This is a genomic window from Microbacterium sp. (genome assembly GCF_031179285.1).
In the GTDB taxonomy this organism is placed as follows: Bacteria; Actinomycetota; Actinomycetes; order Actinomycetales; family Microbacteriaceae; genus Microbacterium.
The window spans coordinates 36,336-48,441 of record NZ_JAPSHY010000016.1; the positions used below are offsets into that span (position 1 = coordinate 36,336).

The following is a 12,106-nucleotide window of genomic DNA, read 5'->3' on the forward strand; positions in this document are numbered from 1 at the left end:
GGATCAGCGATCGTACCGCTCCACCGGCGATGTGTTCCACGCCTCATCGATCGCCCGGTACTCGAGCGACGAGCCCCGCGTCACGAGCAGCTTCTCGCCCGTGTACTCCTGCCATTCGCCGCCGTCCAGGCGGTAGTCGATCCGCGGATCGGCGTCGGAGTCGTCAGTCGCATCGAGCCAGACCACCGCGCCGTTCTTGGCGGGAGAGGCACCGGTGCGCGCGGTAACAACCGGAGCGATGACGTCTTCCGGCAGGTCGTACCGGACGAGGTGTGTACCCGACCCGATCACGTAGAGGTCGCCGTGCCGATCCTGCGCCAGCTCGTGGACGCTGGTGACGCCGTCATCGCGACCGCTGCCACGGCCGTAGAGAGCAGTGACCTCGCCGGTCTGGATGTCCACCACCGCAAGCCGATGCGCCAGGGACGCGAACAGCCGACCATTGTCGAACAGCAGCCGGTGGTCGTCGCCGTAGCGGTCGATGGACGTGCCCATGTCCACGCTGATGGTGCGGACGGTCTTGGCACGTTCGAGGTCGAACTCGAAGATTGTTCGCCCATCGGCGATGCCCCACAGGCGGCCGCTCTCATCGAGCGCGAGCCCGGAGACGGTCTTGGCGCCGGGGACCGGTGTCAGGGACCAGCGCAGTTCTTCGGTGACCGGGTCCCAGGCGAACAGCACTGCCTCGTCCGTCACCGGATCGATGCCGTATCCGCCCTCGATCGATGTGCCGCCGTACAGCACTCCCGAGTGCTCGACGAGGGACACAGGCGTCTGGTCGCGAATGACATGCCGGTGCACCTCGTGCGTGCCGGCATCCGGCTGCCACAGCGTGATTGCCCCACCGTGACGTCCTCCGGTGGGGACCGACGCGACCGCCACGGTTCCGGGAGCCGACTTGAGTTCGACGAAAGCCTGCGGCCGGCTCTGCTCGTCTCCGATCACGAGCGGGGTCCCGGGGTTGCCCGAGCCCCACGGAGCCGAAGGGTCGTAGAGGTAGAGCGAGCCTTGCGGATAGCGGCCGAACACGAGCCGCTCTCCGAAAGTGCCGTACCCCTCGACCTGGCTCGTTCCCGTCAACAGCTGGAATTCGCCGGTGTCCGGGTTGTACCTGCTCATTCCGGGAGGGCTGAGGAATGCGCCGGCGTAGATGTCGCCGGCGGAATCGGCGCCGAGGCTGGTCAGTGGTGCGCCCGCACCCATCAGAGGAGGAACCGCGTAGAAGCCCTTGCCGGTCTGCAGATTCCACCCGTAGGTACGTCCCTCGTTCCAGTACGTGAGGCTCAGGAACGGGCCGGTGCCGTCGTAGTCGACCCATCCCCACGATTCCGGGGTGGCGTTCGGACGCTTCCCGGTTCCGGTGAGGACACCTGTCGACATTGAGTACTTCTTGATCTCGTTCCCCTGACGAAGGTAAACGGCGTCGGAGTCGTTCGGGTCGATCGGGGAGACGCGCGGGTTCGCCGCGGTGATCTCGTCCTTCCACTCGCCGGTCGCGAGGTCGCGGACGTACATGTTCGTGGAGCTGACGAACAGCAGTGACTCTCGGATGTCGAGGGCGGTCACGATCGTCCCGGTGTGGCTGGCGGGCATCGCGATCTCGGTGAAGGTCCCCGAAGCGCGATCGAACGAGGCGAGCTTGCCGTTCGGCTGGGTGCCGACGAAGACCGTGTCGCCGTACGGGGCGATCGAGCCGATGTATTGCTCGCCAGGGAGGGCCTGGCCGTGGTCGGTGAGAGCAGCCGTCTCCGGATGGAGGGAATACAGACTGCCCGTCGGGTATGTGCCGAACCAGACCGTGTCGTCGGCGTCGACGGCCATCGACCATATCCGCTCGCCGTCGGGTACCGCGCCGAGGTAGTCGAGCGTGGTGCTGCCGGGTGCGTATCGATAGAGGTGGCCGATGTCCGACGTGCCGAAGTACACGGTGCCATCGTTCGGGGATTGAGCGAAGGTTCGCTGGCTCTCCCTGCCGTGCGGGACTCGAGTCTGGAAGACCGCCTCGTTCGTGCGCAGGTCGACGGCGGTGAACTCAGCGTTGACGTTCTCGTTGCCGGCGCCGACGAAGTAGCTGAGTGGCGTCCCATCGGGTGCGCTGCCGATGCCGGAGGCCAGCGTCTGCACCTTGTGCACGGGTTCGCCGAGGTCGGCTACGGGATCGGCGGGGGTGGATGCGACGGCGGCAGGGCCGACCGCCCAAGCGCCCAACGCGCAGAGCAGCGCGGTCAGGGCCGATAGTGCGATGGCGGGGGTTCGTCGTCTGATCACCGGGGACTCCTTCGTCCTGGTTGCGCAATGTTAGGGCAATCAATTCAACCCTAGGGTTGCGTGCTACGGTAACACCCATGGTGGAGGCGGTCAACGGTGCTCGTTCTCGGCGTCGACGGCACAGATGGGGTGTCACAGTGAGTGACGGCGTCGGGCGGTAGGCTCCGGAGCACGATGACGGCAAAATACCTCCAGATTCTTCGCGATCTCTCACGGCGCGTGGACGCGATGCAGCCGGGCGATGCGCTTCCGAGCGAGGAGGAGCTCGCACGAGAATTCAGCGCTTCGCCGATGACCGTGCGGCGCGCGCTGACGATATTGCTCGACGCCAAGCGCATCGTCGGCGTACGCGGTCGTGGCACGTTCGTCGCCCCCAGGGCGATTCGACGAAGCATGACATTGGGTTCGTTCACTGACACGATGCAGGCGACTGGCCGGATCCCTCGCGCGGAGGTGCTCGGGATGTCGATGGAGGCGGCAGGCGCAGGAGCCGCCGATCTGCTCGGGATCGCCGCCGATGAGCAGGTGTACCGGATCCGTCGACTGCGCTTCGGCGACGACACTCCGGTCGGCATAGATCGGACTCTACTGGCGGCCGAGCGGTTCCCGGGACTGCTCGGACACGACCTCACCGGATCGCTGTACGCGCTGCTGCGCGAACAGTACGGAGTCGCGGTGCAACGAGCGTCGTCCACCATCTCGGCCGTCCTGCCGGAGGCCGAGGATCGGGAGGGTCTGCGTCTGGGCACTGGCGTGCCATGCCTGAGTGTGCGAGGCATCGCAAGCGACGACGAGAGTCGCGTGGTCGAAGTCACGGATTCGACGTATCGCGGCGACCTGTACTCCCTGCGAGTCGACCACTCCGCCGCGCCCGACACCGTCGATGGGTGACCCGCCTCCTGTGGTCAGCGGCAGCCGTATCGATGATCTGAGCGGGACGCTGACGAGCGACGCGCAGCCGCACACGCGGACAGGGCCGGTCGCACGCCTCCGCGGGTGTCAGCCGGAGAATGGCGTGACGGGGTTTCCGCGCACGCCGAGGTCGAGGGCGAAGACGGACCCGGCCTCGGTGCCGTGATCGGGGTCGAGATCCTGAGCGGATGTCGTGATGAAGAGGGTGCTGAGATCGTCGCCGCCGAAGGTGCACGCGCTGACCTGCGAGACGGGAAGCTCGATACGCTCGATGAGCGTGCCCCCCGCGTCGTAACCGTGCACAGCTGAGCCGCCCCACAGCGCCACCCAGACACTCCCGTCTGCGGCGACGGCCAGACCGTCAGGCGAGCCCTGTTCCTCATCGATGTGCACGAATGCGCGCCGCCCGCTGAGGTCGCCCTGGCGCACGTCGAACACATCGATCCGCTGCGTTGCTGTGTCGACGTAGTACATCTGGCGGGCATCCGGCGTGAATCCGACGCCGTTGGAGTTCGTCACGTCGGAGAGCACCGGAGTCGTGTCGAGCTCGGGGCCGATGCGAAGCAGCCGCCCGGCGGCCCCCGCATGCGGCCCGGCCATCGTACCGGCGAGGAGCCGGCCATGCGGGTCGACGGTGCCGTCGTTGAAGCGCGCATCGCCGAGATCGAAGCTCGCCGCCGCGTGGGCTGGACCGTCTGCGGTGTCCGAGAGATAGAGGGTGCGGGCGCCGAACGCGGCGAACCCACCGCCGACGCGAGGACGCACGAACGCGGCGTACTCATCGTCGAGATGCATGCGTCGGAGGCCCTCGTCAGTCAGGGTCACGAGGTCTCCGGCGTGGCCGTCGACCCAGCGCAGACCGCCCCAGCCCGGCCACCACACGGGCGCCTCGGCGTGCCCGCTGATCGGGCCGGTGATGTTCTCGGGAGTCATGGCTTGTCGTCTCGCAGCGGCATCGGCTGTGCCTGGGGCGCCGCATCAGCGACCTTCTCCGCTGACGCGGCCTGCTCCGCGGGGATGGGGGACTGCTCGGAGGCCACCGTCGAACGGGAGGAGATCTCGCGCGCTACCTGCTTCTCGAGCACCGTCACGGCGTCGTCGGAGAGCAGGATCAGGCCGTCGAGCTCCTCGCGTACCCGCTTGTAGGCGATGTTGCGCTCCGCCTGTGTGGCCGACTCGTCGATCGCGACCTTCAACAGCTGCTGCGCACGGTCGAGTCGCTTGCGCTCGGCTTCGGTGAACGTCGAGTCTCGAAGGCGCCTGGCATCCTTCTCGGCGATCTCGAAGGCGACCGCGTAGTTGCCGACGGCATCCAGGTATTCCGTGATCCGCTGTTCCGAGACATCGGAATCGGCGGATGCCGGCCGCAGCGCGTCGGCCGTCTTCTTGGCCCGCAGGAAGGCGGCGGTGAGCGGCTGGCGTCCGTCGCTCATCGCCGGGAACGCGATGAGCTTCGCGACGTCGAGCTCGTAGTCGAGCCACCGCGCGGTGATCTCGTCGTGCTCGGCGAAAAGCCTGCCGAGCAGTTCGTTCGGAGCGACGGATGCGGTGGTGTCGACGACCTGAGACGGACGGCGACGCTTTCCCTGCGTGAGCGAGCGGGCTTCGATCTCGGCGGCCTTGAGCTCGGCCTTGACGCGCAGCGTCTCGATGCGGCGCTCGTGGCGGCGCTTCGCGGCCTGCTCCCAGGCCTTCGCGGCGCCGCCGGCCATTCCCATGAGCGGGAAGATCAGCCACCAGAAGTTGCCAGCCCACTGCCAGAACTCTTGCATGATGCCTCAGCCTAGTTGCCGGAGGCGTCCTTCTGCCGACGGATTCGGCGCTGGAAAGACCATGCACTGACAGCGAGAACGGCGACGGCGAGCACCACCGCAGTCCAGGCGACGGCGGGTGCTTCGGGAGCGCCGGTCCAGCGCTCGACGGCGATCCATGCGAGGCCCCACGCGGTGGCGGCAGCCGGTGCCCATCGCCCGCCACTCCACCCCGTCGCCACGGCGAAAAGGGCTGCGACGAACAGCGCGATCACGCCGGGCCAGCCGGGCGCCTCGGCCCACGAGTCGAAGCCGATCGACGCGAGCCACGCGGCGACGTTCGCGACCGTGGCGACGGTGACCCACCCGAGATAGAGACCGATCGTGCCGTCGATGAGCACGATCTCGGCGATGGTGCCACGGCGATCCCTTCGCCGCAGTCGCGAGAACGTGATCAGCAGCACTCCGAGCAGCACGACGATGATCACCGTCGACTCGGCGATCCGCGACGCCTGCACGCACGCGATCCATACCGCGTTGAGCAGGGAGGAGGCAGCGATTCCGTAGCCCACGCTGCGATGGGTCGCTTTCGCGGCTTGACCGGGAAACGCCTGCCAGATCGCATAGCCGAAGAGGCCGAGATAGATCACCGACCAGATGCCGAATGCCGCACCGGCGGGGGCCACGACGGTCGCGTCTGAGGCGAATGTGCCGCCGGCGGCGTCCCTGATCGAGGTGCCGCCGAAGGCTCCTGAACCCACGAAAGCCAGCACGACCGCTGCCAGCACCGTCACGGCGACGATCACCTGGCGGATGCGGTCTGACCTCATCGTCTCGCTCATGCGGTCAGCCTACGCAGGATGCCCCGGTCGGCCCGGAAAACCCGCCGGTCAGCCCGGCGGCTCGACCGCGGAGTCCGACAAGCGGAAAACGTTTGTGCCGCTTACTTCGCGCGAGCGAGCTCGCCGAGGCGCTCACCGGCCGCATCCATCACGATGAGCCTGTCGCCGTCGATCTCGACAGCCCGCACTCCACGGAGCCAGTCGTCCACGCCTTGGCAGGACTTGAGTGTCGACGCGAACGGCGCGACCTCGACGCGATCTTCTTCGACCTTGAAGGTGCTCACGATGCCGTTGCAGCCGTCGGTGCCGCGCACGTCGCCGCCCTCGGTGAACTCCAGGTACGGCTTGCCCGCAGCATCCTCACCCCAGCCGCCGACGACGTCGGCCGCGACACCCACCGAGCTTCCGGTCGAAGTCGGCGCCGGGCCGGGATCTGTCCCGGCGGCGCACGAGGTGATGAGCACAGCGAAGACGGCCGCCGATGCGAGGGTCATCACGGAACGAACGCTGCGAAGGGACATGTGCGCAATCGTAGCCCTCTGCAACTGCACGCTTCGGTATCGCCAGAAGATCGTCGCCGGAAAGGAAGCGACTGAACCCGACATATATCCACCGAATAGTGAAATTCGGGTGAACGGCGTTGTGAGCTGGGAGTTTGCTGGATAGTGTTCAGGAGATCCCTATTCTCATCGCACACGAGTGCGGGGATCCTCGCTGCCTGGGGAGCACAGCGGCCCGCTGTTCCGCCCCGGGTTGCACAGCATTTCTTGTGCCCAGAGTGACCGATGATCCGCGAACAGAACGAGGACACCACAGATGAAGAAAAGAGCGATGGCGCGTCGCCCGCTGGCATTGACTGCCGCAGCGACGATCGCCCTTGGGGGGCTCTTCTTCGGAAGCCCGGCCTACGCCGAGGAAACCGGAGACCAGCCGGTCGAGCAGACCACTGAGCCGACCGCGGAGCCGACGCCGACGGCCGAGGCCACGGAGCAGCCTGCGGCGCCCGTGGCAGAGGAGACGCCCGCTGAGGACGCTCCGCCCGCAGCGATCGTCGAGGCCGCCGAGGCAGCGGAGGAAGAGGGCGTTGCGATCGTCGCTTTCGGCGTCAACGCGGCAGGCGAAGATGTGGTGGTCGTCACGGCTGAGAGCACCGACGCTGCCGAGGGTGACGCGGCGGTCAAGGCGTTCGCCGACAGCGCGAACCTCGATGACGCCAACGTCGTCACGGTCGCGAGCGCCCCTGTCGCTTTCGCGGAGGGCGAGGTCGTCGGTGGCCAGGGCTACATCGGTCTCGTCGGCCAGAACGCCTACGCCTGCTCCATCGGGTTCAGCGCCTTCGCACCCGACGGCTCGCCCGCACTGCTGAGCGCCGGGCACTGCGCCTACGACCAGAACAACGCGAAGGTCAACGACACCACGCTGACGATCCCGAACCAGGAGCCTGCCGTCGGTGGCCCCGGATACGAGGTTCCGGCCGTGCCGATCCTTCTCGGCGAGTTCGGCTTCGCGCAGTTCGGCAGCACCGGCAACGCGCCCGGCAGCGACGGCGACGTGAACGCCACCGACATCTCTGTGATCGACATCAATGAGCTCGGCGGCTTCTCCCTGCTGCCCGAGGTCACCGACTGGAGCACTGCAGGCGCCGGCCTCGGCTCGCTCGCCGACGGCACCATCTCGGTCAAGGGTGTCGGCTCGCCGGTCGCGGGCAACGTCTCGAAGAGCGGCCGTACCACCGGTTTCACCACCGGCACGATCGACGGCAATGATGTGCTCGATGGCTGGGCGCAGATCGAAGATCGCTGGGTCCGCGGCTTCTCCAGCAACACGATCGCGGCCCCGGGCGACTCCGGTGGCTCTGTCATCCAGGGCAACACCGCCGTCGGCGTGATCAGCGGCGGCACGGAGGACGGTCCCGGCGGCGAGCAGTGGACCTGGGCGACCTCCCTCGTTCACGCCCTGCCGAAGATCAGCGGCTACGAGGTCGCTCTCGACCTCGACGCGCCCGTCGTCACCAGCCCCGCACCGGGTTCGACCGTCGTCATTGGCTCGACGATCACGGGCACCGCGCCCGGCGCGGAGCTCGTCGAGGTCACCGGTGTCGGCGCGCCGTTCGAGGTTCCCGTCTCCAACGGCACCTTCTCGTTCGCGGCTCCCGGCGCACCCGGTGACTACAGCTACACGCTGACCTCGGTCAACGGTTTCAGCACCTCGGAGTCCACTTCCTATGCGCTGACTGTCGAGCTGGCGCCGACCCCGGCCCCAGTGTTCACCTCGCCCGCCAGCGGTTCGACCGTGACCGAGACCGTCACGTCGATCAGCGGCACCGGCGTCCCGGCGGCATCCGTCGTCGTGACGATCGACGGTGTCGACTACCCCGCGACGGTCGACGGCTCGGGCAACTGGACCGTCACGGGCCTCGAGCTCACGTACGGCACCCACACCGTCAGCGCGGTGCAGACCGCGAATGACGACACGTCGGATGCAGCCGAGTCGACGTTCGGCGTCGTCCCGGTCGCCCCGGCCGTGACCTCGGTGGCCGACGGTGCCGAGTTCGCGCACGACGCGGGTCCGTCGACCCTGTCGGGCACGGGCATCGACGACTCCACGATCACCGTGCGACTGGACGGCGCTGAGCCGACCTCGACCCAGGGTGCAGCGCTGGCTGCCGTCAGCGGCACGTTCACCGCCAGCGTTGTCGGCGGTGTGTGGACCGTGGACTTCGGCGCGGCTCTCGAGCCGGGCACCTACTCGGTCTCGGCGACTCAGACCATCGACGGTGTCGCTTCGGCACCGACCACCCTCACCTTCCGCGTCCTGGCCGCTCCGGCGCCCGGTGGCGGCGGCGGTGCAGGCGACCCGGGTGACGGCAACCTCGCCGAGACCGGTGTCGACATGCTCGGCCCGATCAGCGCGTCGGCCGGCGCTCTCATCCTGCTCGCAGGTGGCATCACCCTGATGGCGATGCGTCGTCGCACGCTGATGGAGAGCTGACACTGATACATCGAAAGAGCCGGGTGCCCGTTCGTCGGGTACCCGGCTCTTTCGCGTTGTCAGCGGCTCATCGGTCTGTTGCTCACCAGTCGTGGACGGTGCCGTCGAGCAGGCGGTTGTAGGGCAGGTAGGCCTGCTCGTAGGGGTACTTGCCGGCCTCGTCGACGTTGAGCTCGACGCCGAGCCCGGGCTTGTCGCTCGGGTGCAGGTAACCGTCGGTCCAGGTGAACGACTGCTCGAACACCTGATTCGTCCGCTCGCCGTGTTGCATGTACTCCTGGATGCCGAAGTTGTGGATCGCGAGACCAAGGTGCATCGCGGCTGCCATCCCGACCGGTGAGATGTCGGTCGGCCCGTGCATACCCGACTTGATCTGGTACATCGCGGCGTAGTCGAGGGTCTTCTTCAGCGCGGTGATGCCGCCCATATGGGTGACAGCCCCGCGCACGTAGTCGATGAGCTGGTCGCGGATGATGTCCTTGAAGTCCCACACCGTGTTGAAGATCTCGCCGATCGCCAGCGGTGTGGTCGTGTGCTGGCGTACGAGGCGCAGCGCCTCCTGGTTCTCGGCCGGCGTGCAGTCCTCCAGCCAGAACAGGTCGTACGGCTCGAGATCCTTGCCGAGCCGCGCGGCCTGGATCGGCGTCATCCGGTGGTGGCCGTCGTGGAGCAGCGGGATGTCGGGGCCGAACTCGTTGCGCACCGCTTCGAAGACACCGGGAAGGTGGTTGAGGTACGCACGGGTGTCCCAGTCCTCCTCGACCGGCTTCGCACCGCGTCGCGCCGGCTCGTGGTCGTAGCGGACCGTCGCGTCGCCGACGTCGGCGCCTTGCGCGGCGATGCCGTAGATCGCCTTGAGCGTCGGCACCCCGGTCTGCACCCGGATGGCCTTGTATCCCCGCGCCTGATGGGCGCGGATCGAGTCGAACAGCTCCGGCAGTTCCTTGCCCGACGCGTGCCCGTACGCCATGAGCCCGGTGCGTGATGCGCCGCCGAGCAGCTGGTACACCGGCATCCCGGCCTGCTTGCCCTTGATGTCCCACAGCGCCATGTCGACGGCGGCGATCGCAGCCATGGTGACGGGACCGCGCCGCCAGTAGGCGCTCCGATACAGAAACTGCCAGGTGTCTTCGATGCGCGATTCGTCGACGCCGATGAGCAGCGGCACCACGTGCTCGCGCAGATACGCCACGACGGCGAGCTCGCGCCCGTTCAGCGTCGCATCGCCGAGCCCCGTCACGCCGTCTGCGGTCGTGATCTTCAGCGTGACGAAGTTCCGGTCGGGGCTGGTGACGATCACCTCTGCCTTGTCGATGGCCATGGCGGCTCCTGAGGAGGTCGAGCGGCGGGATGCCGCGGAATCAGCGGGACGAGGGCCATCCAATCACTGCCATACCAGTGACGTCAAGCTATCGTGACCGTATGCCCGAGCCCGTCCGCCCCTCTGCGCGGTCACTGGCGTACGGGCGCATCCGCGACGACGTCATCCGAGGGGTGTTCGCCCCCGGTGCCCTGCTGTCTGAGAACGAGCTCGCCACATCGCTCGGTCTCAGCAGGCAACCCGTTCGTGAAGCCCTCCTCCTCATCGCCCAGGAGGGTCTCGTCGAGGTGCGGCCGCAGAGCGGCACCTATGTGACCCACATCGACCCGGGCCGCGTGCGTGAGGCGCAGTTCATCCGCGAGGCGATCGAGCTCGCATCGCTCGCGGCCTGCGAGGCCCCGTCGGATCGGGACGAGCGGATGCTGCGCGACCTCATCGCCGCACAACGCAGTGCCCGTGACCGCAACGCCTTCTATCCGCTCGACGAGGATTTCCACCGCGCCCTGCTCGGCCTCGCGGGGCATGCGAACGCGTGGGCGGCGGTCAACGCCGCGAAGGGGCACCTGGATCGCGCCCGCTATGTCGGCATGAGTGCGACGCGGGGCGTGCAGGACTACGTCGACGATCACGAACGCGTGGTCGACGCGCTCGCCGCGGGCGATGCGGATGCTGCTGCCGCCGCGCTCCGCGAACACCTGCGGTTCGTCTTCGATGACCTCGAGGCGGTCAGATCCCAGCATCCCGAGCTCTTCGACGCGGTCACACCGTCTCGGAGCGGCCGCGCGTCCCGACGCTGATCCGTCCGCCGGCCTGTCATTCGCCTGCCGGGCATTGAGGGCCGGGCGGCACAGTGTCAGGATGAAGCCGCCCGGCCCCATTCGGGGCGGGGACGACAGGAAGGCGTGGCGATGCAGCTGGCGATGATCGGACTCGGACGAATGGGCGCGAACATCGTGCGCCGCCTCATGCGCGACGGCCACGACTGCGTCGTCTACGACCGCAGCACGGAGGCGGTCTCCGCGCTGGTCGCGGAGGGAGCGACGGGTGTCGGCAGCGTGAGCGAACTCGCTGCCGCGCTCGAGGGGCCACGGGTGGTCTGGCTGATGGTTCCCGCCGGCATCACCGGCGCCGTGGTCGACGAGGTCGCAGCCGTGCTCGAGCCCGGCGACATCATCATCGACGGCGGCAACTCGAACTACCGCGACGACGTCCGACGCGCGGCGGCGCTGCGCGAGCGAGGGCTGGAATTCGTCGATGTGGGTACGAGCGGCGGCGTCTTCGGTCTCGACCGCGGGTACTGCTTGATGGTCGGCGGATCGGATGCCGCCGTGCAGCACATCGAACCGATCCTGCGCACGGTCGCTCCGGGCGTGGGCGAGATCGAGCGCACCCCGGGGCGCGAGGGCGAGCTGGCTCCCGAGGAGGAGGGGTTCCTGCACTGTGGTCCGTCGGGCGCCGGGCACTTCGTGAAGATGGTGCACAACGGCATCGAGTACGGGATCATGGCGGCCCTCGCCGAGGGGTTGAATCTACTGCAGAATGCGGATGCCGGTGTGCGCGAGGCGGAGCACTCGGCTGAGGTGGCTCCTCTCGAAGAGCCCGAGTTCTACCAGTTCCCCATCAACACCGCGAAGGTCGCCGAGCTGTGGCGGCGAGGATCGGTGATCTCGTCGTGGCTGCTCGATCTCACGGCAGCGGCGTTGAACGATAACCCGACCCTCGACGGCCTGGCCGGTCGCGTGTCGGACTCTGGCGAGGGCCGGTGGACCGTGAAGGCGGCCGTCGACGTCGGCGTACCGGTGCCGGTACTCGCGGCGTCGTTGTTCGAGCGGTTCGCCTCGCGCGGCGAGGACCACTTCGCCAACCAGGTGCTCTCTGCCATGCGCCTGCAGTTCGGTGGCCATCAGGAGTTGCCCGCGGGCGATGTGTTCGAGGCTGGAGCACGCAAGTCCGAAGCGGGTTGAGCGCGGCTCAGAACGAATCTGGAAGTTTTCTGAACAATCGCTATGTGTGCAGCGACA

At 67.8% G+C, this 12,106-nt stretch carries 10 protein-coding genes; 4 read left to right on the top strand and 6 right to left on the bottom strand.

The window, feature by feature from the left end; all coding sequences use genetic code 11:
• Nucleotides 1-3: 3 nt before the first annotated feature.
• Nucleotides 4-2,268 (bottom strand): hypothetical protein, encoded by a 2,265-nt coding sequence (locus RIN18_RS11340; protein ID WP_309104083.1) that lies wholly within the window; start codon nt 2,266-2,268, stop codon nt 4-6.
• A 174-nt stretch (nt 2,269-2,442) separates the two neighbouring features.
• Between RIN18_RS11340 and RIN18_RS11345 the strand changes: the two genes are divergently transcribed.
• Nucleotides 2,443-3,159, top strand: coding sequence for a GntR family transcriptional regulator (locus RIN18_RS11345; protein ID WP_309104084.1), 717 nt, complete (start codon nt 2,443-2,445; stop codon nt 3,157-3,159).
• Nucleotides 3,160-3,267: 108 nt separating this feature from the next.
• Here RIN18_RS11345 and RIN18_RS11350 read toward each other — a convergent pair whose 3' ends face one another.
• The 4 genes from RIN18_RS11350 to RIN18_RS11365 form a co-directional block, all read right to left on the bottom strand.
• On the bottom strand, nt 3,268-4,113 hold the full coding sequence (locus RIN18_RS11350; protein ID WP_309104085.1) for an SMP-30/gluconolactonase/LRE family protein: 846 nt from the start codon (nt 4,111-4,113) through the stop codon (nt 3,268-3,270).
• Nucleotides 4,110-4,952 (bottom strand): hypothetical protein, encoded by an 843-nt coding sequence (locus RIN18_RS11355; RefSeq protein ID WP_309104086.1) that lies wholly within the window; start codon nt 4,950-4,952, stop codon nt 4,110-4,112. Before RIN18_RS11355 ends, RIN18_RS11350 begins: the two co-directional genes overlap by 4 nt.
• Before the next feature lie 11 nt (nt 4,953-4,963).
• A complete protein-coding gene (locus tag RIN18_RS11360) occupies nt 4,964-5,773 on the bottom strand; it encodes a TspO/MBR family protein (RefSeq protein WP_309104087.1) in 810 nt (269 codons plus the stop codon).
• A gap of 101 nt (nt 5,774-5,874) precedes the next feature.
• Complete coding sequence (locus tag RIN18_RS11365) at nt 5,875-6,294, bottom strand: META domain-containing protein (RefSeq protein ID WP_309104088.1); 420 nt, start codon at nt 6,292-6,294, stop codon at nt 5,875-5,877.
• A gap of 310 nt (nt 6,295-6,604) precedes the next feature.
• Here RIN18_RS11365 and RIN18_RS11370 point away from each other — a divergent pair, with 310 nt between their 5' ends.
• Nucleotides 6,605-8,764: a hypothetical protein gene (locus tag RIN18_RS11370; RefSeq protein ID WP_309104089.1), complete on the top strand. Its 2,160-nt coding sequence runs from the start codon at nt 6,605-6,607 to the stop codon at nt 8,762-8,764.
• Nucleotides 8,765-8,846: 82 nt separating this feature from the next.
• On the opposite strand, the gene manD is transcribed toward RIN18_RS11370, so the two are convergent.
• Complete coding sequence (gene manD / locus RIN18_RS11375) at nt 8,847-10,085, bottom strand: D-mannonate dehydratase ManD (protein WP_309104090.1); 1,239 nt, start codon at nt 10,083-10,085, stop codon at nt 8,847-8,849.
• Between the two features lie 101 nt (nt 10,086-10,186).
• Here manD and RIN18_RS11380 point away from each other — a divergent pair, with 101 nt between their 5' ends.
• The gene (locus RIN18_RS11380) at nt 10,187-10,882 is read left to right on the top strand and encodes a GntR family transcriptional regulator (RefSeq protein WP_309104091.1); all 696 of its coding nucleotides are present in this window, start codon (nt 10,187-10,189) and stop codon (nt 10,880-10,882) included.
• Nucleotides 10,883-10,993: 111 nt separating this feature from the next.
• Nucleotides 10,994-12,049, top strand: a complete 1,056-nt coding sequence (gnd, locus tag RIN18_RS11385) for a phosphogluconate dehydrogenase (NAD(+)-dependent, decarboxylating) (protein ID WP_309104121.1) — start codon at nt 10,994-10,996, stop codon at nt 12,047-12,049.
• Nucleotides 12,050-12,106: the final 57 nt, after the last annotated feature.

Bases quoted from the DNA above. Each gene is read 5' to 3' on its own strand.
- RIN18_RS11365 (WP_309104088.1), bottom strand. From the start codon at position 6,294: ATGTCCCTTCGCAGCGTTCGTTCCGTGATGACCCTCGCATCGGCGGCC.
- gnd (WP_309104121.1), top strand. From the start codon at position 10,994: ATGCAGCTGGCGATGATCGGACTCGGACGAATGGGCGCGAACATCGTG.
- RIN18_RS11355 (WP_309104086.1), bottom strand. From the start codon at position 4,952: ATGCAAGAGTTCTGGCAGTGGGCTGGCAACTTCTGGTGGCTGATCTTC.
- RIN18_RS11360 (WP_309104087.1), bottom strand. From the start codon at position 5,773: ATGAGCGAGACGATGAGGTCAGACCGCATCCGCCAGGTGATCGTCGCC.
- RIN18_RS11345 (WP_309104084.1), top strand. From the start codon at position 2,443: ATGACGGCAAAATACCTCCAGATTCTTCGCGATCTCTCACGGCGCGTG.
- RIN18_RS11380 (WP_309104091.1), top strand. From the start codon at position 10,187: ATGCCCGAGCCCGTCCGCCCCTCTGCGCGGTCACTGGCGTACGGGCGC.
- RIN18_RS11350 (WP_309104085.1), bottom strand. From the start codon at position 4,113: ATGACTCCCGAGAACATCACCGGCCCGATCAGCGGGCACGCCGAGGCG.
- manD (WP_309104090.1), bottom strand. From the start codon at position 10,085: ATGGCCATCGACAAGGCAGAGGTGATCGTCACCAGCCCCGACCGGAAC.
- RIN18_RS11370 (WP_309104089.1), top strand. From the start codon at position 6,605: ATGGCGCGTCGCCCGCTGGCATTGACTGCCGCAGCGACGATCGCCCTT.